This is a genomic window from Paenibacillus sp. y28, assembly GCF_037137075.1.
Classification (GTDB): Bacteria; Bacillota; Bacilli; order Paenibacillales; family NBRC-103111; genus JBBBNV01.
Window position 1 is genome coordinate 1 of sequence record NZ_JBBBNV010000031.1, and the last position, 26,005, is coordinate 26,005.

Here is a 26,005-nt window from a genome sequence, read left to right on the forward strand (position 1 = left end):
CAATTCGCCCGCCCCTTGAGTAAAGAGGAGAAGCGCGTGTTGGCCAGTCTCGGTTTGGATGAATCGGTTTACCTCGGCTAACTGAATCGACTTGCCTCAGCGATGGTGTTGCTTCTGAAGCCATCGCTACACGCGTTTAACGGCTTGCTGACCCCCAAAAAAGCCATTCGCTACCACATGATCAGGGTGCGGAATGTGAGGCATAAACAAAAACCGCCGAAGCTGAACGAATGCTCGTCCAATTTCGGCAGTCCTTTTTCAGATTCATCGGCTTAACGCCGGGATAAGATCCTATGCAAGCTTAATTTTGACAAATTTCCGCTTCCCTACTTGAAGCACGTCCCCGTCCTGAGGTACAATCTCGCTCATCGGATCCGTCAGCTTCTCTTCGTTCAGCTTTACGGCACCTTGGGTAATGCTGCGGCGGGCTTCCCCGTTGGAGGCTTGAAGGTTTAGCGTCACCAGCAGCTTCACCAGACGAATGCTTCCATTCTCCAGCTCTGCAGCAGGCAGCACGGCTTCTTCAATATCTTCAGGCAGCGCGCGCTGCTGGAAGACGGTTACGAAATGGTTTTGCGCCTCATCAGCGGCGGCTTGCCCATGGTACATCCGCACCAGCGTGTACGCCAGCTTCATTTTTGCATCACGAGGGTGGGCCGTGCCGTCCTGCAAGCCTTGGCGCAGCTGCTCCAGCTCCTCGCCGCCAATGTCTGTGGCCAGCTCATAGTACTTGGTCATCAGCTCATCCGGAATCGACATGGCTTTTCCGTAGATTTGATTCGGCTCCTCATCGATACCGATGTAGTTGCCAAGGCTTTTGCTCATTTTGTTAACGCCATCCAGACCCTCGATCAACGGCATCATAATGGCCACTTGGGTAGGCTGCCCGTATTCCTTTTGCAGTGTCCGCCCCATTAACAGGTTGAACTTCTGGTCGGTTCCGCCCAGCTCCACATCGCTTTGCAGTGCCACGGAATCATATCCCTGCATCAACGGGTAGAAAAATTCATGAATATGAATCGGCAGGCCGGAGCTGTACCGTTTGCTGAAATCATCCCGCTCCAGCATCCGCGCTACCGTAACCTTCGCGGCCAGCTCCACCACATCGGCAAACTTCAGCGGACTTAACCATTCCGCGTTATACACCACTCGGGTTTTCTCCGGATCGAGCAGCTTGAAAATTTGCTTCTTGTAGGTTTCGGCGTTGCGTTTGACATCTTCTTCCGTCAGCTGCTTGCGGGTTTCCGACTTGCCGGTCGGATCTCCGATTCGCCCTGTGAAATCACCGATAAGCAGGAGCACTTGATGTCCGAATTCCTGGAACTGGCGCAGCTTGTGCAGCACCACCGTATGGCCGACATGGATATCCGGCGCGGACGGATCGAGCCCGAGCTTGATTTTTAAAGGCTCGCCTGTGACGACAGATTTCGCCAGCTTCAGCTTTAATTCCTCTTCCGGTACAATCTCCACCGCCCCACGGCGAATGACGGCAAGCTGGTGCTCCACCTCTTGCTGCTGGGCTGCAGTCAGCTGTTCCCATTTCAGTTCTTTTGCTGCTTCACTCATGTGTATACCTCCTCCAGAAAATAAAAAAAGCCCCCGTCCCAAAAAGGGACGAGAAGCTGTTCTCGCGATACCACCCTTATTGAAACCGGAGCCTGCTGTATAAACAGCCGCATACATGTCCATGACAGACGTCTTGGATCTAAAACCGGTTTCCACCTCAGAAGCTGTAACGGTGCCACCGTAATAAAAGCTACTGACGGTACTAAAACCAGGCTCGCCTGTCTTGATACCGTGTTCCCCTTTTCTGCTCCGGATTGTATTTGGAAATCAGGCATGTACCGGTTTGCACCCCCACCGGCTCTCTGAAAGCAATGCATTTGATTTCTACTTGTATCCTTCGTTGCATTTCCTTGTGATTCAGTTTACACCATTTTATATCATAAACCGACATATGAAGTCAAACCTGTTTTTACCGTTCCGCGTCTTTTATGGTATAATTGTGCTTGTTCATTAAGGAGGACGATTCATGAAAAAAGGAACTATGCGCAGCATCGGCCGCGGCCTGTGGTTCACGATTAAATGGGCGGTTGTGTTCGCGATTGTATTCGGTTTTCTCGGAGCCGGCATCGCCTTTGGCTACGTCAGCGCCCTCGTGAAAGACGATCCTGTCCGAAGCCGGGATGAAATCATGCAAAAAATGGAGGAAAATTCTTATACCGGCTTCGCCTATTTTCGCGACGATACGGTCATCGGACAGCTGCGTTCCGAAGAAGACCGGCGCGTTCTGACACTGGAGGAAATTCCCCCTCAGGTCAAGGATGCGTTTCTGGCTATTGAGGACAATGATTTTTATGAGCATCCGGGGGTAGATGTAGCTGGCTTGTTCCGGGCCGTGAAGCAGCGTCTGCTGCATGAGAACGTGCAGACCGGGGGAAGCACAATTACCCAGCAGCTCGCCCGCCGTGTATTTTTAAGCCTCGACCGGACAGACAGCCGGAAATTCAAAGAAATTTTCTTGTCGCTGCGTCTGGAACGGGTGATGACCAAGAATGAAATTTTTCTGCACTACTTGACCAAGATCCCTTTTGGCAATGGATCCAGCGGCTATAATTTATACGGAGTTAAAGCTGCGGCAAAAGGTATTTTTAATATCGATGATCTAAGCCAGCTGAATATTGCCCAATCCGCCTACTTGGCCGGGCTTCCGCAGCAGCCGAGCACTTATTCCGCTTATACGAGCAAGGGTGAATTTGACGAAACGGCCATTAAGAAGGCCATTACCCGTCAGCAGCTGGTGCTGAAGCGGATGCAGGAGATTGGAACGCTCACGCCTGCGCAGTATCAGGAAGCGCTCGCCTTCGACATCCGTTCTGCCATGGCGGCTCCAAGCCGGAAGGCATACAGCACGTACCCGTTCCTGATGCTGGAAACGGAGCGGCAAGCCGCCGATATTTTACTCCGCCAGCAAAACGAGAACACGGCCAGCATGAAAGCATCCGAATACAACGAGGCCATGAAGGATGCGCGGGACCAGCTTCTTCGGGGCGGATACAAGGTATACACCACCATTGACAAAACCATTTACGACGAAATGAAGGCCATCGGGGAAAATAAAGCGAATTTCGCGCCCGATGACGCGACCAAAGGAATGGAGCAGCTCGGCGCCATCATGATTGAGAACAAGACCGGCGCTATTCTCGGCATGATTGAAGGCCGGGATTTCTATACGGAGCAGATGAACCATGCCACACAAATGCAGCGGCAGCCAGGTTCAACCATGAAGCCGATTGCGGCCTATTTGCCAGCCATCGAGAAAGGCACAGTCCAGCCGGCTACAATTATTGATGACGTGCCCATCGTGCTGAAGGACGGGGCAAAGGGTGTCCATTTGCCGGAGAACTGGGACTACAAGTATCATGGTCTCGTAACGGCCCGGACAGCACTGGAGCAGTCCTACAACATTCCGGCCATTAAGGTTTTCCTTCAGGATGTCGGCATCAAGGAAGGATGGGACTTTACCCGCAAGCTCGGCATCACGTCCATTACCGACGATGATTATAAATATGCCCAAACCGGGGTTATCGGCGGACTGACGTATGGGGTTTCGGTGCAGGAACTAACCGGCGCCTATACCTCCATTCCGAACAAGGGCGTTTTCAACCCGCCGTACATGATTCGCAAAATCGTCGATGCTGCCGGCAAAACCGTGTATGAACAGGATCACAAACCGGTTACCGCCTTCTCCGAGGAGACAGCGTACATTATGTATGACATGCTTCGTTCTGTGGTCACCTCTGGAACAGCTGCAGACCTGCCGAAAACGTTTAAGCACTACAGCAAGGTGTATACAGCCGGTAAAACAGGGTCAACCCAGGATGATGCCGATGCCTGGTACATGGGCTTTACCAATGACGTCACCCTGGGCGTCTGGGTCGGCTATGAGCAAATGAAATACACCCTCTCCAAAAAAAGCTGCCCATGGGCCGTAGGCTGCGGCACGCAGCGGGCCAAGCAGATTTGGGCGAAGGTTATGGATGCTGCCATCGATAAAGCTCCGAAAGTCTTTGCCAACCAGCGAAAAACGCCTCGCCCAAGCGGCGTCATTGACGTGACCGTATCTTCGTATTCGGGCAAGCTTCCGAACGAAAATACCTCTCAGGCGGGCAAGGTACAAACGGACATATTCAACAAGAAATTCGCGCCGACCGAGGAAGACAATGTACTCGTAAAAGCCAAATATGTGACCTACAACGGGATTCATTACCTGGCTAATCCTGCAACTCCGGATGACATGGTTCAGGAGAAAGTCATGATTAAACGGGACCCGCCGTTATCTGTGCTGATGAAAGAGGTCGAGGCTGCGCTGCAAAAAGTTCCGGCCAGCAGCAGAAAACCGCTCAGCCACTATTATCCGACCGATATGGAGCAGGATGCCCCTGTATCGGATGACCCGCGCAGCGATGACGGCAGCCCGCCGCCGCCGCCAACGGATCTGAGTTTGACGCATACCGGCGACAAATTCAACATCACCTTCAAGCCGATCGAAACAGCCGATGTTGTCGGATACCGGTTATATCGCTCGGATAATATGGGCCCGCTGAAGAAAGAGAATGGCAAAGTGATTTTCACCGGCGGAACGCCGACCTTTGAGGATACAGCAGCGGCCGGGACAGTTGCGGCTTACAGCGTCACCGCCGTAGACATCGCAGGAAACGAATCGGCCAAAAGCAAAGTCATCTACAGCGATAACCGGGCCAGCGGCGATGCGCCGCTCCTTCCGCCGCTTGATACAGGCGGCCCAGGAAGCCTGGGACTGCCGGACAACGAAGCAGGGCAGCCTCAAGGCCAGAACACCGGAGGTACAGGAAGCAATCCGGGTACTGGAGGAAAAACCAAAACAGCCCCGAGTTCTCCTGGCGGACTTACGATTGCGCCTAAGGGTGCAGCCGTCGTCGTGAGCTGGAAAGCAAATGCATCTGCAGAAGGGGTTACCCGTTACGAGCTATACTTCAGCGAAACCGAAAACGGAACCTACCGTAAGCTTCATTCTTCAAGCACAACCAGCATTACATATTATGCCGCTGTTGCTAACGGCTGGTACCGGCTCGTCGCAATCAATGACAACGGCACCTCTCAGCCATCTTCGTCCATTTATTACACATCAAGCCAATAGACAGATGGCGTGAAGCCAGCCAACAACTGAAGTTGCCTCTGTAACAGCTAAAATCCCCCTTTGCAGCCATGGCTGCAAAGGGGGATTTTGTATAAGTAAGCATCAATTACCCGATCGATGGATAACCTTAATCTTCCAGTGTCGACAGATCACCTACAGGCAGGTTTAGCTCCCACGCCTTGAGGACACGCCGCATAATTTTTCCGCTGCGTGTTTTGGGCAGCTTATCCTTAAATTCGATTTCCCGGGGAGCGGCATGAGCCGAGAGCCCTTCTTTCACGAATTTGGAGATTTCGGCCTTCAGCTCATCGGAGGCGGTAAAGCCCTGCCGGAGGGAAATAAATGCTTTAATAATCTCACCGCGCATAGTATCAGGCTTGCCGATTACACCCGCTTCAGCAACGGCCGGATGCTCAACTAGCTTGCTTTCGACCTCGAACGGCCCGATGCGTTCCCCGGATGTATTGATTACATCGTCTACCCGGCCCTGGAACCAGAAATAACCGTCCTCGTCCATGTAAGCGGAATCTCCGGATACATACCACCCCGGCATCCGGAAGTATTCCTCGTATTTGGCCGGATTATTCCATATCCGCCGCATCATGGAAGGCCATGGTGTTTGAATCGCCAGGTTGCCCATTTGGTAAGGCGGCAGCTTATTGCCCTGATCATCAAGTATTGCAGCTTCCACCCCCGGAATCGGCCGGCCCATTGAACCGGGCTTAATCGCCATTTCCGGGTAATTGCAGATCAGGTGCGCCCCGGTCTCCGTCATCCACCACGTATCGTGAATACGCTGTGCGTACACCTTCAAGCCCCAACGGACAACCTCCGGATTCAGCGGCTCGCCGACACTGAGCACATGGCGGAGGGACGACAGGTCGAATTGTTTGACAACGTCGTCCCCCGCTCCCATCAGCATTCGGAAGGCCGTCGGCGCGCTGTACCATACCGTAACGCGGTATTTTGCAATCGTCTGGTACCAATCCTGCGGACTGAATCGTCCTCCCCGTACGACATTGGTTGCACCGTTCAGCCAAGGGGCGAAAATCCCGTACGAAGTACCGGTCACCCAGCCTGGATCCGCAGTACACCAGTACACGTCGTCCTCCCGCAAATCAAGCACGGTCTTACCGGTATAATACTGCTGAATCATGGCATTGTGAACATGAAACACGCCCTTCGGCTTCCCTGTGGAACCGGACGTGTAGTGAATGATTAAGCCGTCCTCCCGGTCGACCCATTCGATCTCAAGCTCATCCGCAGCCGCAGCCATTTCCGCGTGAAAATCAACCTGGCCGTCCTGCAAATCGATATTTTCCCCGACCAAAATAATATGCTTCAGCGCAGGCAAATCCGACGCAGGAATACGCGGCAGCAGCGCCGGGGTCGTAACGATTGCAACGGCTTCGCTGTCCTCCAGGCGGTCACGCACCGCAGTTTCCATAAAGGCTTCAAATAAAGGGCCTACGACCGCGCCAATCTTAATCGTTCCCAGCAGCGAGAAATATAGCTCAGGTGAACGAGGCATAAAGATAAAGACACGGTCGCCCTTACAGACGCCGAGCTTGCGCAGCACGTTGCCGAATTGGTTCGATTTGCGCTTCATCTCATCAAAGGTATACTGCTCCTGACGCTGCTGATCGCTGTAGTAAAGGGCGACTTTGTGCTGTCTTGCTCCTTCTGTATGGCGGTCAATCGCCTCATAGGCTAAATTGACTTTGTTGGTATGGTGCCAAGTGAATTCGCTTTCAATATCCTCAAAGCGAAAACCTTCTCGAGCTTCTTCATACTTCCCCAGGTTCGATTGTTGTGCCGTTGCGGGTATTACTTGTTCCTCCATCATCCTGCTTGCCTCCACCTTCAATAATATGGAATAAAAACGTTTACATTTCAGGCAAAAAGAAAAGGCCATAGCACACATTATACCATAGCCTTTTCTATGTTCCTATCCTAAGCCTTTATAATTTATTCAATATTTTGTAAAATTTGTTCGATAATCTGATGTGAATTTGCAGAAGCACGCACTGTAAACTCCGCGAAGTTCACATGCGCAGACCCATCCGCTTTATCTGACATCGAACGAATAATAACAAACGGCACCTTGTTCATCACACAAACCTGCGCTACAGCGGCCCCTTCCATCTCCGTGCATGCGCCGCCGAGCTCTTCATACAGCTGCTTCACGGTTTCCCGGCTGGCAATGAACTGGTCTCCGGACAATATCCGTCCTTCCAGTGTGCGTCCTTCAAATACCTTACGGCTGCAATCCGCCGCCAGCTTTACCAGCTCAGGCTCAGCCTCGAACACGGACACCTCCGCAAAAGGGATCGTGCCACGCGGGAAGCCCAGCACGCTTGCATCCATATCATGCTGAATGCAGTCGGTAGAGATGACAATATCTCCGATATCCAAGGACGGGTCGAGCGCGCCGGCCACCCCTGTAAACAACACAACATCGACTTGAAAGTGGTCCACCAGAAGCTGTGTGCAAACGGCCGCATTTACTTTGCCTACCCCGCAGCGGCACAAAATTACGTTTTTTCCGGCATATTGTCCCTTGATAAAGGAAATACCCGCTTTTTGTACCGACTCCTGCTGCTCCAGCACCTGCTGCATAAGCTCGATTTCTTCCTGCATCGCGCCAATTAAACCAATCGTATTCCATTTCATTGCGAACACCTTCCCCTTTCCACAAAAAAAGGCTCAACTTAACGCTGAGCCACTGATTTACGCTGAATAATCTCGTGAGGCAAAATCACCCGCGACATGTCGACCTTTTCTTTATTCATAAGCTTGGTCAATAGCCGCATCGAAACTGCGCCAATATCATACATCGGCTGGGCGACGGTGGTCAGCTGCGGACGCACCATGGAAGCCATACGAATATTGTCGATACTCATAATCGAGAAGTCATCCGGCACCTTCAGACCAGAATCCTGAATCGCATGGATTGCCCCAATCGCCATTTCGTCTGTGGCCGAGAATATTGCGGTCGGACGATCCGACAGCTCCAGAAAATATTTCATCACTTCAATACCGGATTCATACCGGTAATTGCCGATCCGCACATACTCATCCCGAAGCGGAATACCCGCTTCCTCCAGCGCACGCTTATAGCCCTGGTACCGTAGATACCCGTTGGCTCTGTCTTGAAGCGTACCGCTAATCATCCCGATATCGCGGTGGCCCTGTTCAATCAGAAGCTTCACCGCATCGAAGGCCGCTGCTTCATGATCGATATCCACATACGGAATCGATTCGTCTTCCGTTGTTGTGTTACAAAGCACCACCGGCACAGAGGACGTGCGGAACGCCTGAACGTGCTCTTCCGTAACAGCGCCGCCCAGGAACAGCAGCCCGTCGACCTGCTTCTCCAGAAGCGTATTGATGACGCGGATTTCCTTCTCTTTTTTCTTATCAGCGTTGCTCAAAATGATATTATAATGGTACATGTTGGCAATGTCTTCAATGCCCCGTGCCACTTCCGAAAAAATAGAATTAGAAATATCGGGAATAACCACACCGACAGTTGTCGTTTTCTTACTTGCCAATCCCCGGGCTACAGCATTTGGCCGATATCCCAAGCGCTCAATGGCCTCAAAAACCTTTTTGCGGGTTTGAGGCTTCACGTTCGGATTGTTGTTCACAACCCTGGAAACCGTCGCCATCGAAACTCCAGCTTCCCTAGCAACATCATAAATGGTTACGGTCACGTTCATTCGCTCCAATATGTATAAATTTAATAGAACCTCACTATTTTCATAACGGTTTTCATAAAGTTATCATACGACAAAATGAACGTTTTCGCAAATACACGAGCGGAAAAAAAGCTTACATCCTGCCGATTAAGCTCCGTTTTGGGCATCTGTTAGCGATCGATCGCCGTTCGCAAATAGCGGGGTATGCCAAGCGTCCTTCCATTCCGTACTGGCAGAGCCTCCGGAGATTGAGGCCTACTCTCCCAGGCTTGCTGCAGCAATGTGAATATATGGGCGGACTCCTGTTTCATACCCCCATGCCTGGCACTCATTAATTGTGAAAATCGTACGCTGTGCTCATATGCTCGGTGATTTGCGCCAGCCGGTGGCGGGTGTCATCGATCCATTCCACATCGCCCAGCGACTGACAAAGCAGCAGCATGTCCAGCAGCTCGTTAATACGATCCTGAATAATGACTTCAATCGGCATATCGATATACCGCTTATCCGATGCTTTGCACATCAGGAAAGAAAGCTCATTCGCCTCATTAAAGAACACCTGCTGCTTATCAGGCTTGTCCCCGAACGATTGAATCAACCGACTCAAGTCCGGCTTAACCGGTGGAAATACACTGGAACGGTTACAGGACGGACAAGTAAAAATCGGTACATTCTCTATCTCCACCCGGCTTTGAAAAATGACGGTGCGCAATTTCAGCGCCATTTTCTCGCCACATTTGCAATCTTTCTCCAACCAAACCCACTCCTTCACTCGCGCAAGACATTCCTTTTCGAGGGTATATATTCGACCCCTCCCGTTGAATATCCTGCCGAAAAAAGGTGGTATTTTATGTCTGGCGCGAGAAAATGCGACACATTTTGACATAAACCCGATCTACAGCCGGTATGCTCAGCAGCAGCATGGCAAGGGCTGCCCCGATGGTGTCATTCCTCAGGTCAAGCCAGTCCGCCATCCGGCCGGGAACCCACAGCTGATGAATTTCATCCGTTCCCCCGTAAACTGCACAAAGCGCCACCGAAAGCAGCTTCGCCCGCCAGCTACGGCTTCCTAACGCAAAATAGAAGCAGATGGAAAGGATAAAATAAGTGACATAATGCCCCCAGTTAAACCCCTCCATAGCAGGAAACCAGCGCTGAAAAAAAGGCAGCATCGTATCAAGCTGCTCGCCGCTTTGTGCAGAGGCCGCAAAAATAAGCGCCATCATGATTACAGCGGGTATCCACCGGATAAAACGCCATGAAGATGACTTGCTTCTACCTTTGGGACGTCCCCCGTTATTGTTCAGCCTGTTATCCGGCTGCATCGCTGTCATCACCGTTCAGCCAGCACACGAATAAACTCCCGCATCATAGCAGGCAAATCCGGGGGTCTGCGTCCCGATACAATGTGTCGGTCAACAACCGCTTCTTCATCCACCCAGATAGCACCCGCATTTTCCAAGTCATCCTTGATGCCCGGTGTCGAAGTCATGGTATAGCCTTGGCATATCTTGGCAGATGCAAGCACCCAGCCCGCATGACAAATATGAGCAATCGGCTTCTCCGCTTCGTGAAATTCGCGGGTCAGTCGCAGGACCGAAGCATAGCGGCGCAGCTTGTCCGGCGCCCATCCGCCGGGAACGTACAGGCCGTCGTAATCCGCAGACGATACGTGATCAAGCGCTACTTCGGCTTTTAACGGAACACCATACTTACCGATGTACACATGCCCTGCTACCGGACCGGCCACATCTACAACGGCACCGGCTTCACGAAGCCGCAGCACCGGGTACCACATTTCCAAATCTTCAAATTCTTCTTCTACAAAAGCGAGAATTTTTTTGTTTTTCAATTCCATGTGCGTTTCTCCTCCATTGGTCTAGTTTGCTGTGCTTGCATCGTTTATTGTGCTTGCAGCACCAGTTTAATTTCCTCGCTGGTTGCACAAGTCAATATTTGCTCCACAAGCGCCCGGCTCTCCGCCTCACTGCTTGCAAGGAGCCGGCTCTTCACCTGAAGCAAAGACTGGGCGGACATGCTGAGAACGCGGACGCCCAGTCCTAGCCACAGAGGCAGGGTTTGGGCATCCCCGGCCATCTCGCCGCAGACAGAAACCGGGATTCCCCGGGTGCGGGCCGCATCGATTGTTTGCTTTAACAAACGGATAATAGCTGGATGATAGGGGTCATACAGATGCGCAATTTTCTCGTTCATGCGGTCTACAGCTAGCACGTACTGCACCAGGTCATTTGTACCGATACTAAAAAACTGCACTTCCCGGGCCAGCAAGTCAGCAATAGCTACTGCGGCTGGCACCTCAATCATAATGCCCACTTCCACATCCGGCTTAAACGGCTTTTCTTCCGAAAGCAGCTCCCGTTTAGCCTGCTCCAGCACCTCATTGGCTTTTCGAACCTCTTCTACGGAGGAAATCATTGGATACATGATTTTGACATTTCCGTACATGCTGGCCCGCAGAATAGCCTTCAGCTGCGTTTTGAACAAATCCCGCCGATCCAGCAGAATGCGGACCGCCCGGTAGCCCAGACAAGGATTATCCTCTTCCGGCAAAGCCAGATAATCCAGCTGCTTGTCTCCGCCAATATCAAGCGTGCGGATGACAATCGGCTGCCCGCCGTTTTTTTGGGCGACCTCCCGGTACACCTCGAATTGCTCTTCTTCCTTCGGCAGCGTGTCCCGATCCATATACAAAAATTCGGTACGGAACAGCCCCACGCCCGTCGCCCCGTTCTTAAGGGCCATTTCCAGCTCCTTGATCGAGCTGATATTAGCAGCCAGCACCATCTCCGTTCCGTCCATCGTCTGCGCGGGCTCGTGGACAATGCGCTGCAGGCTTTCCCGGTGACGCTGCCACTCCTCCTTGCGCTGAACATAAAGCTCAATAACCATCGGGTTCGGATTAATATACATCAGCCCTTCATCCCCATCCAGCACGACGAGGTCCCCATTTTGTATCGGCAAATCCATGCCCTGATCCGGTCCGATGACCAGCGGGATGCCCATTGCGCGGGCCATTATCGCCGTATGGGAGGTTCTTCCCCCAACCATCGTCACAATCCCCAGCACGCGTGACGGGTCCAGGTGGGCCAGCTGAGACGGAGACAGCTCCTGCGCCACTAAAATATAAGGATGATCCTGCGGCGGCAAATTATCCTCGTACATTCCGAGCAGGTGCTTGAGGAGCCGGTTGCCGACATCCTTGATATCGAGCGCCCGTTCCTTCATGTATTCGTCATCCAGCAGCTCGAACATGCTTACGAATTTGTCCACAACCTCTTTTACAGCTACCTCGGCAGCTTTGTACTGCCGCTGAATAAGCCCCTGCACCTCATTCATGAATATCGGATCTTCCAATATGGCCAGATGGGCGTCAAAGATGTTCGTTTCTTCTTTGCCCAGCACATCCGACAGCTCCTGCTTCATCGTGACAATCTCATCCTTGGATGTTCTGATGCCCTCATAAAACCGTTCAAATTCCAGAGCCAGATCCTGTACATCAACCATCGTTTCGGGGAAATCCCACTCGAAGGAAGGAAGGATGAACGCTTTGCCTATGGCTATGCCGGAAGAAGCGCCTGTTCCCTTATGCACCTGTTGTTCCTCCCCCCAGATTGTTATCCTTTGTTAATTCCTTGAGCACGACGGACATGACCGATTTTTGCCCTTTTTTGACATGGTTAAACGGCGCGAAGCTCCATGACCTCACCCGTTCCGAGTTGGTAATGACCATCGGTGTCGCCAAGGATTTGGCGTGCTGCTTGATTTTGGCATGGTTAAACCGGATTAACAGCTGTCCCGGCTCGACGACATCTCCAACCTGAACCGCGGCATGAAACCACTTGCCCGGCAAGTCAGAAGTATTGATGCCGATATGGAGCAGCACTTCAAGCCCTTCCTCGGTTTGCAGTCCAATCGCATGCATCGCCGGATGCAAATGGACAATCGTTCCGGCCACCGGAGACAGCAATTCACCGCGTTCCGGCAAAAAGGCAACCCCGCCGCCGACGATTTTCCCTGCGAAGATCGGGTCCGGCACTTCCGCAAGCGGAATCATGCGTCCCTGCATCGGCGACTGGAACAGCACCTGAACGACGTCCTTACGCAGGACGTTAATCATTTCCTCGCGAATCAGCTCCGAGAAGGTGCCGAAGACAACCTGAACGTTGCCACCGCCAAGCCGTATCGTTCCTGCTGCGCCGAGCCCCTTCAGCGCATTAATGTCCATCATGCGGTCGTTGGCCAGCGTCAAACGCAGCCGGGTAATGCAGGCCTCGATCTTGACGATATTCTGCTTTCCGCCCAGCGCCTGCACAATTAACGGGGCACGGTAAGGAATATCATCGGCGAACTCCTCCAGCTGCGAGCCTTCCTCCCTGCCCGGCGTCGGAATCTGAAACCGCCGGATAGCCCAGCGGAACAAAACATAATACACCGCCCCGTAGGCCAGACCAATCGGCAGAAGCAATAACGCATTATTCGACAGATGATAGTTGATTAAGTAATCAATAGCCCCGGCCGAATAAGCGAACCCATGGTGGATATCCAGCTCGTACGCAATCCACATCGCTGCGCCGGACAAAAAGGCATGAATAACAAATAAGTAAGGGGCTGCAAACAAAAAGGCAAACTCAATCGGCTCCGATACCCCTGTCAAAATAGACGCAAGCGCGGCACTAAAAAAAGTAATGCGGATTTTGGGCTTTAAATCCTCACGCGCCTCCTGCACGATAGCCAGCGCAATTGCCGGTAGAGCGAACATCATAATCGGATAAAGCCCGGCCATATACACCCCGGCTGTCGGATCCCCCGCGAAAAAGCGCGGTAAATCCCCGAATACAATCCCCTCGTCTCCCCCTCGCTCATAGGAGCCGAGCTGAAACCAGAAGAAATTGTTCAGGATATGGTGCAGGCCCGAAGGAACGAGCAGACGGTACAGCACGCCATAAATAAACGTCCCGAACCCGCCTGTTCCGAGCAGAAACTGACCGAAATATTCCAAGCCCTTCTGCAATGTCGGTCCAATCATGATGAACAGCATGGACAAGGCCAAGGTGACCAGCGCTGTAAACAGCGGTACAAAACGCGGCCCGCCAAAAAATTGAATGTACTCGGGCAGCCGGATGTTTTTGAAGCGATTATACGATAGCGCGGCGACCAGCCCGATCATAATACCGCCGGATACCCCTAATTCAAAGCCGCTGCCCAAAAAACTGCGGGTGAGCGACGTAAAGATATAGTAGCCGACTAAGGCAGCCATGGCAGCGATACTCGCGCTTTCAGTCAGACCTAGAGCTACGCCTATGGCAAATATGAAGGGCAGGTATGTAAAAATCGCTTGACCGGCAAGGATTAAAATTTCACCCATTCGCGGCAAGCCGATCTGATCCCAAGGCAAATCACCAATCCGCAGCAAAATAGCCGCGACCGGCAATGTGATAGTCGGAAGCATTAACGAGCGCCCAAATTGCTGTAAATTGCCCATCAAATTCAAAGCATCCTCTCCTTTCTATTTAAGATGGTAAAGCCTGCAGCCCGGTTTGTCAAAAAAAACCTTGACCTTGAAGCCGGTGCTTACACCGCCCCAATCAGGTCAAGGTTTCGACAATCATCGGCCTGGATTAGAATCCCCGGTTCATCCCGCCCTGAAACTGGGAAGCATAACCGCCAGAGGCTTGGAATTGATTTTGATTATTTTCGCGCAGGTATTGATCATGGCCCTGAATGTTACCGCGGTAATTGGCCAGATGATAAGATTGCGCCGAAGCCTGCTGCCCATAGCCCATTGCATTTTGAATCGGCTGATAGGACGCCCCGGAGCTAAAGCCTGCATTCGTTTGCCCTGCGCCATAGGAGGACATCCCGTATTGCTGGCTTGGCATTTGGGAATCCGAACGCAAATAGCTGTCATGGCCCTGGATGTTGCCACGATAATTTGCTGTGTGGTATGCGTTTGGATTTACAAACGATGGTTGGTTTAACGCGTTATAGGACAATTGGCCAGCCTGGCTGAACCCCGCTCCTGCTTGACCGGCGCCGAACTGCATCGGAGCGTGATTTTGCTGGTATTGATCGTAGTAGGATTGAACAAAGCCGGTTGGCTGATAACGCTGATTATTCACCACGCTGCCAGTCATAGAATACGACGGATTTTGAAACTGCTGTGTTTGCTGGAAGGGTTGAAATTGATTGTACACGGGATTTCCTCCTTGGCGTTTTTCACAGTCTTCTTGGTGCTCAAGAAGCCTTTACTATTGTTGACTTTGACGGCCTCTTTTTATTTGTGCGAAAAACTGGAATACCGCCAGGACGAATACTGTCGGCCGGCCGCCCTTGTACGCCACTGTAGCGAAATATTGCGCCGCAGGGAGCCGGGTGAAGCGCCCTCTACTGAATCCTTTGGCCTAATCCGTGTGTTTCATCCTTCACTCTGGCAAATGTAGAAAAAGCCCCTGCGTGTTAGCGCAGGAGCATCGTATGAACGATAGAACGAAGCTTGGATGCCGCTTGTCCGGGATCGCCGGCTGCGGTAATCGCAGAGACCACTGCAACGCCATCCGCTCCCGCTGTAATGACCTCGCCCGCATTTCCAGCCGTAATACCGCCAATACCGACCATAGGAAGTGAGGCTTGCTTTTGGCTCCATTCCAGAAGCCTCGTACCGATCGGAGCGCCGGCATCGCCCTTTGTCGCCGTGGCGTATATCGGGCCGATACCCAAATAATCAGGGTTCTCCTGCAGAGCAATGTGCACCTCTTCTTCGGTACCGGCAGACATTCCGATAATGGCTTGCGGTCCAAGCAAGCTTCGGGCCTCTGAGGCGGGAATATCATCCTGCCCCACATGAACCCCATCGGCCTCCAGCAGCATCGCTACATCAATCCGATCATTCACAAGAAAAGGAACGTTATAGCTCCGGCACAGCTCACGGATTGCACGGCCTTCACGGAGAACCTGACGGAGCGGCGCGTGCTTCTCCCGAAGCTGCAGCATCGTAATTCCGCCCTCCAGCGCTTCCTTCGCTACTCCCAATGCTGTCTTGCCGTTTACACTTTGAAGCCCCATTACCAGGTATACGGCTAAAGCGCCGCGCAGCTGTGTTTGTTCGTTTGTCATTGCTTCCACCACCGCTAGTTGACTAGTTTACGGAAAGCTTCGGCTGCAGTACCGCATCTTCTACCTTAATGCAGCGGTCCATGATGACCTCTAGACCTGCAGCCTGGCAAATCTGCGCCGCTTCTTCATTGACGATTCCCTGCTGCAGCCAGAAGACGTTGGCTTTAATCTTCACTGCCTCTTCAGCGACCGGGACAACCGTTTCCGGCCTGCGGAACACATTCACGATATGTACCGGCTCCGGAATATCCGAAAGCGATGCATAGCTTTTTTCGCCAAGTATCGTATCCGCGTTGGGATTTACCGGAATAATCCGATAACCGCGGGTCTGCATCGCGGCAGCAACCATATGGGATACTTTGTCCGGATTATCGGACAATCCGACAACCGCTATATTGCCGGGCTGCTCCAGCAGCTCCTTGATTCGTTCTCTCGTCGGATTCTCAAATGCCATGATTTCAGCCTCCTATGAATTGGTGTAGGAAATGGCCTGCTTCCCCATTACCGTCCAGCTTTGGATAAATTGCTGCTTGTCTACTTTTACTTTGCCTTTACCCGTCCACGGGTCATTAGCATACACAAAATCGCTGTCGTATCCGACCAGCAGAACCGCATGCTCCATAAACGTTGTTTCAATCGGTCCGATAGGAGTATCCCAAGTGACCCATTTGCCCGGATCGGTAAAATTAATCGTCGTCCAAGCAACCACCGGCACGCCGTCGGAAATCTGCTTCTCCAGTGCCGAGAAGTCGCTCCGGGTTAAATCAACGGCCGTTGGTACATAGCTTTGCAGCAATTCAAACAATGCAGTATGGTAAATTCCGAAACCTTTGCTCTTTCCGTACACATCACCGACAAAGCCTGTGTTCGGATTTCCCCATGATTTAATCGTTCCGTTAGGACCCCAAACAATCGGTGTGGTGTCCTTTTTCATTTCATATGCCATTTCCATCTTGGACTTTTGAACGCCGTAAAACTGCAGAAGCATGGTTAAGCTTGTAATTTCACAGCCCGAAGGAAGCTCCGGGAATTGATGAATGACCGGCGCGTCAATCATCGCGGATGCTTTGACAGGCTGCTCCTCTACCGTCTCCTTCACCGGCTCCGCCGCCTGGGGCGGATTCGGCTGAGGCGTGGAGAGAGGAGTCTCATAATCAGCAAAAACGGGACCGCTGCTGGAGAAGATCACTTCCCTGCCTGATACCTTCGCATACAGAAGGACACTGAATACAGCGCTCAGCAGCAGAAGCGCTCCAATGGTCAGCACCGTAAACGCGAGTCTTATTCCTCTGAATATCAGCATAGCACCACTCTCGTTTTTGGAGTAATAAGAACTATTCTACAAGCTCAACCTTTGCGCCGAGGGCTCTCAGATGATCGAAGTAGTTCGGATACGATTTTGCGACATGATGCGCGTCCTTAATCGTCAGTCCTTTGCGCGAGCGAAGCCCAACCACCGTCAGGGCCATAATTACGCGGTGATCGTAATGAGCGTCGATCTCCACACCGCCCTCTACGCCTTCCGGCTTCCCGTGCACAATAATTTCACTCTGGCGCTCTTCGACATCAGCGCCTGCTTTTCTCAGCTCGTTCAGAAAATCGGTGATGCGGTCACACTCTTTGTAGCGGAGGTTCTCCACGTTGTAAAAACGCGAGGTGCCTTCGGCAAATACGCTAGCCGCAACCATGGCCAACACCGCATCTGTAAAATGATCGCCATCAAACTCGCCGGCTTTGAGTCGGCCGTTTCCTTGAACGTGCACCACGCCGTTCTCATGCGTTAACGGCACGCCCATCGCGCGAAGCACATCGACTACAGCCCGTTCGCCCTGACGGCTTTCTTCTTCCAGACGCAGCACCCTTACATCCGATTCCGTTACGGCTGCAGCAGCCAGAATGGCCGCCGATCCCGGATAATCGCCTTGCACTACGTATTCTTTGGCCGCATAAGACTGCCTGCCCGGTACGTTATAATGCATCAGGTCCGCGCTCGCTTCGATTCGAATACCCGCCTGCTGGATGACCTCCAGCGTTTGGCCGACGATAACCTTCGATTTCAGATCATGGAGCACTTCAATTTCACTGTCTTCCTCAAGCAGCGGTGTAACAAATAGCAGGGAGCTGAGGAATTGCGAGCTCACATTGCCCGAAACTTGGATTTTGCCGCCCTTCGGCTGCCCGCCGCGAATCGTAATCGGCAGCTTGCCGTCGTTATGATCGACCTCTACGTTCATTTGACCCAGCGCGTCGATCAGGTCATTATGAGGACGTTTGCCAAGCGAATTCGGATACACATTAATGAACGTAACTTCCGGGCAAAATGCAGCGACGGACATTAAAAATCGCAGCACAGCTCCTGCGTTGCCGACGTTCAGCTCGCTGACATGCTTCGGATGTTTGCCGAAGCCGGTAATAACAATTTTCTCTTCATCTTCTTCCAGAACCGCTCCCAAATCGCGGATGCAGCGGCGGATCGCATCGCTGTCATCACTGTGAGCCGGATAATAAATGGTGCTTGTCCCTTCTGCAAGGGCTGCGATAAGCAAATAACGAGTCGTATAGTTTTTGGACGATAGTGCGTTGATTTCTCCTGTCAGACGAGGAGTCGGTGTAACGATTGCCTTCATGTATACTCTCCTTATGATCCATAATAACGGCTTAACGGCCGGAAGCCGCGGTATACCCCGCCCAGACCAGCAATAGGCCAGGAACGTATGTAAGTAAAAAATAAACGGCAAATGACCCCCATTTGCGCTGTTGTGCCAGACGAAGCAGCTCCAGCTTCAAGGTGGAAAATGTCGTCAACGCTCCGCAAAAACCCGTAGCGACAAAATTCCGCAGTAAAAGCGGCGCATTCGACCCCATCACCCAACCTATGACAAAAGAACCAATTAGGTTTACAGTCAGTGTACCATATGGAACAGGAGATGAAAACGCCCGGTTTAGCACACCCGCCAGCTTAAACCGAAGCCATGTTCCAAGGATGCCGCCGGCCGCCACAACTACAATGACAGACAAATAACTCATGATGGCAGGCCTCCCCCAATCTTTGCTCCGCACCAAACCGCCGCAAGGCCCGCCAAAACGCTAAACGCCACATAGACAGCCGCTGTTTGCGATGCATTTGCAGCCAGCAAGCGTACCGTTTCCAGGCCAAGAGCGGAGAAGGTGGTAAATGCGCCAACAAAGCCGGTCGTTACCGCAGCCCGCGCTTCGGCGCCCATATAACGCGCCAACAGGCCGCTTTGGGCCGTAAGCCAGCCCAGCAAAAGACAGCCCAGCAGGTTCGCCGTCAAGGTACCCCAGGGAAAAGCCGCCGGGTTTTGAGGATTCAGCACGGCCCCTATTCCGTATCGCAGCAGTGAACCAGCGATTCCCGCCGCCGCCATGTATCCCCATATACGTGGACGCATCTGTATTCCCATCCCTTCCGCACATTGACTTTCTGTTCGGCCCGACCTATGATTAGGGCATAATAGCACACAGCTTCACCTATTTCAGCGACGTACATAGGAGGACAAACCATGAATACCATTTCACCTGCAGACATTAAGCGCCGCCTGGATGCCGGCGAAACGCTTAACATTATCGATGTACGTGAAGACGACGAAGTCGCCCAAGGCATGATTTCAGGGGCCCAGCATATTCGCCTGGGGGATTTGCCTGACAGAAGCCGTGAGATTCAGCGTACAGAGGAAATTATTCTGGTCTGCCGCAGCGGCAACCGAAGCGGCAGAGCCTATGAATATCTCGAATCGCTTGGCTTCACAGGCCTGAAAAATATGACGGGCGGCATGCTCGAATGGGATACGCTCGGCTGACAACCGACTTCTCATGCTTCATTTTTTATTTAGCCGCCGGCTTCTCCGCAGTGTACGAGGCAAGAACGGATTCATTCCGCTGCTGCGGAGCCCGAAGGCTAGTTCATCAGAGGTCCATGCGGCTTACAGCTATATTCCCCCAGTAATCCTGTCCCATTCCGAAACGATCCGATCGACTATTTCCTCGACCGAATATGGGGTAGTGTCGATGATTACGTCAGCGAAATCATAAGCTGCGCTGCGCTGCTGCAGCAGCTGCTCCACCCGTTCTTCCAGGTTTCCTTGCAGCAAGGGACGTGATGCATCGTTCTGGACTCTCGCAATAATTGTGGCTTTGTCCGCCTTCAAGGTGACGACCAGGCCTTTATCCAGCATAGCCTGGCGGTTGGCTTCAGCCAGCACCGCACCGCCTCCGGTCGAAATGACCTGCTGCTGTCCCTGCATCGTTTCTTCAATAATCGAGCTTTCAATCGCCCGAAACGCAGCTTCACCCCGCTCTGCAAACAAGCTTGAGATCGAGATGCCTTCACGTTGTACGACAAGCTCATCGATGTCTGTATGCGTCCAAGCTAATTTGGCCGCAAGCGCCTTGCCCACACTCGTCTTGCCGCAACCCATAAAACCTACCAGCACAATATTTTGTTTTTGCATCGCTCATCCATCCAACGTGTTATTTTTTTCGAACCTATTTATTTTAGCGCATAAACCGCAGGAAGAATAGTAAAGATGGTACTAATCCCTAAAATATAACACGGTCAGGAGCTGAACCCTTATGTTCTTCCCCACCATCCTCGAGCAAGAGAAGCAAAAGCTGGAACAACTGCTGAAGCCTTCCCACACCTTGTGCCGGGAGGATTTAATTTGGATTTTGGAGTATGTGAAAAAAAAGGTGGCTGAAAAAGACCCCTTAGTGCTTGGTCTTCCCCAGCCACGCTTATTAATGAATTTTCATTATTTCTCCGAAATTGCCATGCTGCTCATTCACCGGCGCTACACCTGCGGACCTGAGGTCGAAACCGTGCGGGCTTGGGTCAAAGAGACGCTCGATGGCTTAACTGCGGAAGACGAAGGCATTAGCCGATCCAGTTGAAGTGGAACGAGCCTTCTTTGTCCGTACGCTGGAACGTATGCGCACCGAAATAGTCGCGCTGCGCTTGAAGCAGGTTGGCCGGCAGACGCTCTGTACGATAGCTGTCGAAGTAAGCCAGTGCTTGCGAGAAGCCTGGGGCCGGTACGCCGTGAGTAACTGCTGTCGCGACAACGGTTCTCCAAGCATCCTGGTACCCTTCAACGATTTCCTTGAAGTACGGATCAAGCAGCAGGTTTTTCAGCTCCGGATTGCGATCGTAGGCATCCTTGATGTTTTGCAGGAAGCCGGCGCGAATGATGCAGCCGCCGCGGAAAATCATCGCCAGGTTGCCGTATTTCAGGTTCCAGCCGTACTCGTCGGAAGCAGCGCGCATTTGGGCAAAGCCTTGTGCGTAAGAGCAAATTTTACTTGCGTACAACGCTTTGCGCACCGCCTCGATGAATGCTTTTTTGTCGCCGGTGAAGGCTGCTGCTTTCGGTCCTTGCAGCTCTTTGCTTGCTACTACGCGCTCGTCCTTCAGAGCGGACAAGAAGCGGGAGAATACCGACTCCGTGATAACGGAAAGCGGCACGCCGAGATCAAGCGCATTTTGGCTTGTCCATTTACCGGTGCCTTTTTGGCCGGCTTTGTCGAGAATTACATCGACCATATGCTTGCCGGTCTCTGGGTCCTTCTTAGTGAAGATGTCTGCTGTAATTTCAATCAGGAAGCTGTCCAGCTCGCCTTTGTTCCACTCGGCGAAAATATCCGCGAGCTCTTCATTGCTAAGGCCGAGCACGCGTTTCAGCAGGTCGTACGCTTCGCAGATCAGCTGCATGTCGCCGTACTCAATGCCGTTGTGCACCATTTTTACATAGTGGCCTGCGCCGTCCGGTCCGATATAGGTGCAGCAAGGATCGCCGCCGACTTTAGCGGAGATGCCTGTCAGAATTGGCTCAACCAGTTTGTAGGCTTCTTCTTGACCGCCTGGCATAATTGCCGGGCCTTTCAGTGCGCCTTCTTCACCGCCGGAAACGCCGGCGCCGATGAAGTTGATTCCGCGAGCGCTCAGATCTTTGTTGCGGCGCTGGGTGTCAGGGAAGTATGCGTTGCCCCCGTCGATCAGGATATCGCCTTTTTCCAGGTAAGGAAGCAGCTGCTCGATAGTGTCGTCAGTCGGCTTGCCTGCCATAACCATAACCAGAATTTTGCGAGGCACTTCCAGCGCGTTTACAAACTCTTCAATGCTGTATGTAGCCTGCAGGTTTTTATCCGGGTTTTCTTTAATCATATCTTGCGTCCGCTCCGGGGAACGGTTGTATACCGCTACAGAAAAGCCGCGGCTCTCGATGTTGAGCGCCAGATTTTTACCCATTACGGCCAAACCGATGACGCCAATTTGTTGTTTCGACATATGGTTTTCTCCATTCTTTTCTAAATTTAATCCTAATCCACTATTTACTATACATGATTCCGATTAAATTGTCATGGCTCCAAATCCGCCGTCAACACGGAGGGTTGTACCGGTAACAAAGCCGGAAGCCTTCTCTGCCGCCAAATAAACCGCCGCTCCTTGAAGCTCGGATGGCTCGCCGAAACGGTTCATTGGTGTGTGGCCCATGATGGAAGCGACACGCTCTGGCGACAAAATTTTGCGGTTTTGCTCTGCAGGGAAAAAGCCCGGAATAATGGCATTTACGCGAATGTTTGCCGGCGCAAATTCCTTCGCCAAAAATTTGGTCATGTTGGTTACCGCGGCTTTGGACGCGGAATAAGTGAACACCTTGGACAACGGCGGATCCGAGGATACGGAAGAAATATTGATGATGCTGCCGCCCAGGCCCGCATCCACCATTTGCTTACCGAATACTTGGCAAGCCAGCACAACGCTTTTCAGGTTGACTTCCATGATAGAATCATATTCTTCCATTGTGATTTCGAAGAACGGCGTCGGGCTGTTTTTGCCCGGGCAGTTCATCAAAATATCAACACGGCCTGTCCATGCAAGCACATCGGCAAGCAGCGTCTTCAAATCTTCTACTTTGGTTGCGTCTGCAGCAAAGCTTTTGGCTTTTCCGCCTTCCGCTTCCACCAGCTTGCGGACTTCCTCGCATTTCTCCTGGTTCCGGCCGACAATGGCTACATTCGCACCGTATGCGCCCAGCGCAACTGCCATCGAACCGCCAAGCGTACTGTTTCCGCCAATGATGACAGCGGTTTTTCCTGTGAGGTCAAACAAATTCATCGCTTAGTTCCTCCCCTGATTTTGCTGCTGGAATGCGCTGATATCATCGAACGACCCGCGCAGCGATTTATATACGTTCATATAAATTTCGGATAGACGCTCGTAGATGACGCCGTTTTCCTTGTTCGGCTCATGACGGACACCTTCGCGGATCCAGTCATATATGGACGAGAAGTCGCGTGTCTCGCCCAGTGCAAGCAGACCAAGCTGAGCGGCGCCAAGGCCCGAGCTTTCAATCGTATTCGGTACGGTCAATTCCGTGCCCAGCACATCTGCCATCAGCTGGCGCCAGAAGGTGGAACGGGCAAAGCCGCCGGATGCGCGAAGCTCCTGTGTCGGACCGCCCAAAGCCTCAAGCGGCCGAAGCACCGAATGAATCCGGTACATAACGCCCTCCATGACCGCGCGAACCATATGCTTCTTCTCATGCTGCATGGAAAGGCCAAAGAATACTCCGCGGGAATTCGCATTCCAATACGGCGCACGCTCTCCTGTCAGGAACGGCAGGAACAGCAGCCCGTCGGAGCCCGGAGCGACACTCGCCGCGATTTCCGTCAGCCTGTCGTAAGGATCGATGCCTTGACGACGCGCTTCCTCCGCCTCCAGCGTAGCCAGCTGATCCCGCGCCCAACGCAGCATAATCCCCCCGTTGTTAATCGGTCCGCCGATAACCCAGAAGTCATCCTTCAGGTTGTAGCAGAACAAGCGGCCTTCCGGATCGGTCAAAGGCTGGCGCACTACACCGCGTACCGCTCCGCTTGTCCCGATTGTGACCGCATATTTGCCCGGCTCGAACGCGCCTACACCAAGGTTGGCCAGAACGCCGTCGGAAGCCCCCGCAATGAACGGTGTCGACGGGTCTAGTCCCATCTCAGCCGCATAAGCGGAGTTTAGGCCTTCCAGGATATACGTTGTCGGTACCGGCTTCGGAAGCTGCTCCTGGCGTACCCCGGTCACTTCCAGAGCTTGCTTGTCCCAATCCAGCTCACGCAAATTAAACATGCCTGTAGCGCTTGCCAAGGAATGATCAATAATGACCTGGCCGAACAGCTTCGCGAACACATATTCTTTAATCCCGACAAATTTATAGGTTTTGTCGTGAAGCTCCGGCTCGTTGTCCTTCATCCACATCAGCTTCAGCAGCGGTGACATCGGATGAATCGGCGTACCGGTGTTCAAATAGATTTGGTGCCCGTTCAAATCCCGTTTCAAGGGCTCCACATAACCGGCGCTCCGGTTATCCGCCCATGTAATGCAGCGGGTGAGCGGATTTAAATCCCGGTCCAGCGCAATCAGGCTGTGCATGGCCGAGCTGAACGAAACGAACAGCACCTGCTGCGCGGAAATCCCCGCTTTGCGGATGACTTCGGCGATGCCGGTCCGGACCGCGGCAAATATTTCATCCGGGTCCTGCTCGGCAATATCGGCGCGCGGTGTGAACAGCGGGTATTCAATCGAATGAGAGCCAAGTACGACGCCATTGCGATCGATAACGAGCGTTTTTGCGCTGGTTGTACCAATATCGGCAGCAATCATATATGGTTTGCTAGCTAGTGCACCGCTCATTTCTGCAAATTCCCCTCACTGTCGAACGCCCAATCATATGGCTCGGACAAAATCTCGATATCCGGATGCTGCTTCGCTTCCTCCAGCAAATTCACGGAAATTTCGATTTCGCCCAGATGCAGCGTATCCTTGATGCGCACCAGACGGCACGTGTTGTAATCCAAAATGTTGCAAGTTTTAACCGCCGCTTTAATCGCGAGCAGATCATTTTCCAAATAAGTGGACAGCTTCGTCGGCGCGCACACCGTTGAAGTCAGACCGTTCATAAATGTGCCCGGCTTATCCATTTTGTCGATCAGACGCTGGGTTGTGAAATCAGCAGTACCGACGCCGTTAGCGTTTCCTTTGGACTCCTTGGTTACGTCCAGAACGACCATCTTGGACACATCCGGACCGCCGGTCGCATATGGTGTCGGATAACGGCCTGTAATGTTCGGGTCCATGCCGTCGCCGCTAATATTTTTACCGATGTAATCAATGACAAGCACATCGATTTGATTGAACAAAATTTTGGGCAGACGTGCCTTGGCGATTTCGAGCAGCTCCATTTCGCGCTCTTCTACCTGTGCTGTCGGCAAAACCTCGACAATGCATGTTTCATCAAAAGCATTCTCGACCACGGCGACACCGAAAACGATAGGCAGCTTCGCCATCATTTTGTTGGCCATAGCCGGCACGTTCTCCGCCATGTATTTGAATCCGAGCTGATGGGTTACTTCAGCGCCGCGCTGTTTACCGAGACCGATTGCAATCATTTTCATGATTCCGCTCTCGATGCGGCCGCGGAAGGCGGTATGCGGCTTAACGCGGTTAATGACAACAATCGCATCCGCTGTAGAAGCGATTTTGTCAACATAAACCGGCAGGCCGTTCGGAAGCTCGTCGATTTGAACGACCTCCATGGAAGAGCGAATCGGGCATCCCATCGATTGCTCGTGTACGCCCAGATGATGAAGCACTTCGGCCTGGCCTTCCGCAGTTGCGCTTCCGTGGCTGCCCATGGAAGGAACGATATACGGATGTGCGCCGGCTGCCTTGATTGCGTCAACCGTTGCTTTGGTCAGTTCGGCCAGATTGGCCACGCCGCGGCTTCCCACGGCGATGGCGACCTGCTGGCCGGGCTTGATTTGATCAATCGCGCCCGGCTTTTGCAGTTCTTTGTTCAATTCTGCGATAGGGTCCTCCAGCTTGGTGCCGTCAAATTTTTGACGGATGCGCACCATTTTGGGAACCGGAATCTCTTTTAGCACTTCCCGGATGACTTCACTCATCGCAAGTTCTCCTTTGCGG

24 protein-coding genes and 1 other annotated feature are annotated in these 26,005 nt (G+C 52.5%); of the genes, 3 read left to right on the forward strand and 21 right to left on the reverse strand.

Annotated features, from left to right (window positions below; translation table 11 throughout):
* Positions 1-291: 291 nt before the first annotated feature.
* A complete protein-coding gene (tyrS, locus tag WBG83_RS19185) occupies positions 292-1,545 on the reverse strand; it encodes a tyrosine--tRNA ligase (protein WP_336746988.1) in 1,254 nt (417 codons plus the stop codon).
* A gap of 62 nt (positions 1,546-1,607) precedes the next feature.
* Positions 1,608-1,916 (reverse strand) — a binding site (T-box leader).
* Positions 1,917-2,032: 116 nt separating this feature from the next.
* Here tyrS and WBG83_RS19190 point away from each other — a divergent pair.
* The gene (locus tag WBG83_RS19190; protein ID WP_336746939.1) at positions 2,033-5,179 is read left to right on the forward strand and encodes a transglycosylase domain-containing protein; all 3,147 of its coding nucleotides are present in this window, start codon (positions 2,033-2,035) and stop codon (positions 5,177-5,179) included.
* A gap of 127 nt (positions 5,180-5,306) precedes the next feature.
* Here WBG83_RS19190 and acsA read toward each other — a convergent pair whose 3' ends face one another.
* From acsA to crcB, 15 genes are all read right to left on the reverse strand, one after another.
* Complete coding sequence (gene acsA / locus WBG83_RS19195) at positions 5,307-7,025, reverse strand: acetate--CoA ligase (RefSeq protein ID WP_336746940.1); 1,719 nt, start codon at positions 7,023-7,025, stop codon at positions 5,307-5,309.
* A 122-nt stretch (positions 7,026-7,147) separates the two neighbouring features.
* Positions 7,148-7,852 (reverse strand): 5'-methylthioadenosine/adenosylhomocysteine nucleosidase, encoded by a 705-nt coding sequence (locus WBG83_RS19200; RefSeq protein ID WP_336746942.1) that lies wholly within the window; start codon positions 7,850-7,852, stop codon positions 7,148-7,150.
* Between the two features lie 38 nt (positions 7,853-7,890).
* Positions 7,891-8,895: a catabolite control protein A gene (gene ccpA, locus WBG83_RS19205; protein WP_336746943.1), complete on the reverse strand. Its 1,005-nt coding sequence runs from the start codon at positions 8,893-8,895 to the stop codon at positions 7,891-7,893.
* A gap of 316 nt (positions 8,896-9,211) precedes the next feature.
* Entirely contained in the window at positions 9,212-9,634 is a 423-nt protein-coding gene (locus tag WBG83_RS19210; RefSeq protein WP_336746945.1) for a hypothetical protein, read from the reverse strand.
* Between the two features lie 94 nt (positions 9,635-9,728).
* Positions 9,729-10,214 carry a VanZ family protein gene (locus tag WBG83_RS19215; protein ID WP_336746989.1) on the reverse strand — a complete coding sequence of 162 codons (486 nt, stop codon included), beginning with the start codon at positions 10,212-10,214 and terminating at the stop codon, positions 9,729-9,731.
* Positions 10,214-10,738 carry a type 1 glutamine amidotransferase domain-containing protein gene (locus tag WBG83_RS19220; protein WP_336746946.1) on the reverse strand — a complete coding sequence of 175 codons (525 nt, stop codon included), beginning with the start codon at positions 10,736-10,738 and terminating at the stop codon, positions 10,214-10,216. The genes WBG83_RS19215 and WBG83_RS19220 overlap by 1 nt, the downstream gene beginning before the upstream one ends.
* Positions 10,739-10,782: 44 nt before the next feature.
* A complete protein-coding gene (gene ptsP, locus WBG83_RS19225) occupies positions 10,783-12,492 on the reverse strand; it encodes a phosphoenolpyruvate--protein phosphotransferase (RefSeq protein ID WP_336746947.1) in 1,710 nt (569 codons plus the stop codon).
* The gene (locus WBG83_RS19230) at positions 12,485-14,392 is read right to left on the reverse strand and encodes a glucose PTS transporter subunit IIA (protein ID WP_336746949.1); all 1,908 of its coding nucleotides are present in this window, start codon (positions 14,390-14,392) and stop codon (positions 12,485-12,487) included. Before WBG83_RS19230 ends, ptsP begins: the two co-directional genes overlap by 8 nt.
* A gap of 127 nt (positions 14,393-14,519) precedes the next feature.
* Complete coding sequence (locus WBG83_RS19235; RefSeq protein WP_336746950.1) at positions 14,520-15,095, reverse strand: hypothetical protein; 576 nt, start codon at positions 15,093-15,095, stop codon at positions 14,520-14,522.
* A 262-nt stretch (positions 15,096-15,357) separates the two neighbouring features.
* Entirely contained in the window at positions 15,358-16,014 is a 657-nt protein-coding gene (gene thiE, locus WBG83_RS19240; protein WP_336746951.1) for a thiamine phosphate synthase, read from the reverse strand.
* Positions 16,015-16,036: 22 nt separating this feature from the next.
* Entirely contained in the window at positions 16,037-16,468 is a 432-nt protein-coding gene (locus tag WBG83_RS19245) for a CoA-binding protein (RefSeq protein WP_336746952.1), read from the reverse strand.
* A gap of 12 nt (positions 16,469-16,480) precedes the next feature.
* Positions 16,481-17,317 (reverse strand): C39 family peptidase, encoded by an 837-nt coding sequence (locus WBG83_RS19250; RefSeq protein ID WP_336746953.1) that lies wholly within the window; start codon positions 17,315-17,317, stop codon positions 16,481-16,483.
* 31 nt (positions 17,318-17,348) lie between these two features.
* The gene (gene aroA, locus WBG83_RS19255; protein ID WP_336746954.1) at positions 17,349-18,641 is read right to left on the reverse strand and encodes a 3-phosphoshikimate 1-carboxyvinyltransferase; all 1,293 of its coding nucleotides are present in this window, start codon (positions 18,639-18,641) and stop codon (positions 17,349-17,351) included.
* Positions 18,642-18,672: 31 nt separating this feature from the next.
* The gene (locus WBG83_RS19260) at positions 18,673-19,041 is read right to left on the reverse strand and encodes a fluoride efflux transporter FluC (RefSeq protein ID WP_336746955.1); all 369 of its coding nucleotides are present in this window, start codon (positions 19,039-19,041) and stop codon (positions 18,673-18,675) included.
* Positions 19,038-19,427 carry a fluoride efflux transporter CrcB gene (gene crcB / locus WBG83_RS19265; protein WP_336746956.1) on the reverse strand — a complete coding sequence of 130 codons (390 nt, stop codon included), beginning with the start codon at positions 19,425-19,427 and terminating at the stop codon, positions 19,038-19,040. The genes WBG83_RS19260 and crcB overlap by 4 nt, the downstream gene beginning before the upstream one ends.
* 111 nt (positions 19,428-19,538) lie before the next feature.
* On the opposite strand from crcB, the gene WBG83_RS19270 reads away from it, so the two are divergent.
* Positions 19,539-19,835, forward strand: coding sequence for a rhodanese-like domain-containing protein (locus WBG83_RS19270; RefSeq protein ID WP_336746958.1), 297 nt, complete (start codon positions 19,539-19,541; stop codon positions 19,833-19,835).
* A 129-nt stretch (positions 19,836-19,964) separates the two neighbouring features.
* Here the strand turns inward: WBG83_RS19270 and WBG83_RS19275 are convergent, their stop codons facing one another.
* Positions 19,965-20,486, reverse strand: a complete 522-nt coding sequence (locus WBG83_RS19275; protein WP_336746959.1) for a shikimate kinase — start codon at positions 20,484-20,486, stop codon at positions 19,965-19,967.
* Between the two features lie 121 nt (positions 20,487-20,607).
* Between WBG83_RS19275 and WBG83_RS19280 the strand changes: the two genes are divergently transcribed.
* Positions 20,608-20,925 carry a hypothetical protein gene (locus WBG83_RS19280; RefSeq protein ID WP_336746961.1) on the forward strand — a complete coding sequence of 106 codons (318 nt, stop codon included), beginning with the start codon at positions 20,608-20,610 and terminating at the stop codon, positions 20,923-20,925.
* Here the strand turns inward: WBG83_RS19280 and gndA are convergent.
* The 4 genes from gndA to WBG83_RS19300 all read right to left on the reverse strand — a co-directional run bounded on the left by gndA (position 20,909) and on the right by WBG83_RS19300 (position 25,986).
* On the reverse strand, positions 20,909-22,318 hold the full coding sequence (gndA, locus tag WBG83_RS19285; protein WP_336746962.1) for an NADP-dependent phosphogluconate dehydrogenase: 1,410 nt from the start codon (positions 22,316-22,318) through the stop codon (positions 20,909-20,911). The genes WBG83_RS19280 and gndA overlap by 17 nt on opposite strands.
* Before the next feature lie 63 nt (positions 22,319-22,381).
* The gene (locus WBG83_RS19290) at positions 22,382-23,149 is read right to left on the reverse strand and encodes an SDR family oxidoreductase (protein ID WP_336746963.1); all 768 of its coding nucleotides are present in this window, start codon (positions 23,147-23,149) and stop codon (positions 22,382-22,384) included.
* Positions 23,150-23,152: 3 nt separating this feature from the next.
* On the reverse strand, positions 23,153-24,715 hold the full coding sequence (gene gntK, locus WBG83_RS19295; protein ID WP_336746964.1) for a gluconokinase: 1,563 nt from the start codon (positions 24,713-24,715) through the stop codon (positions 23,153-23,155).
* A complete protein-coding gene (locus tag WBG83_RS19300; protein ID WP_336746965.1) occupies positions 24,712-25,986 on the reverse strand; it encodes a lactate racemase domain-containing protein in 1,275 nt (424 codons plus the stop codon). Before WBG83_RS19300 ends, gntK begins: the two co-directional genes overlap by 4 nt.
* Positions 25,987-26,005: the final 19 nt, after the last annotated feature.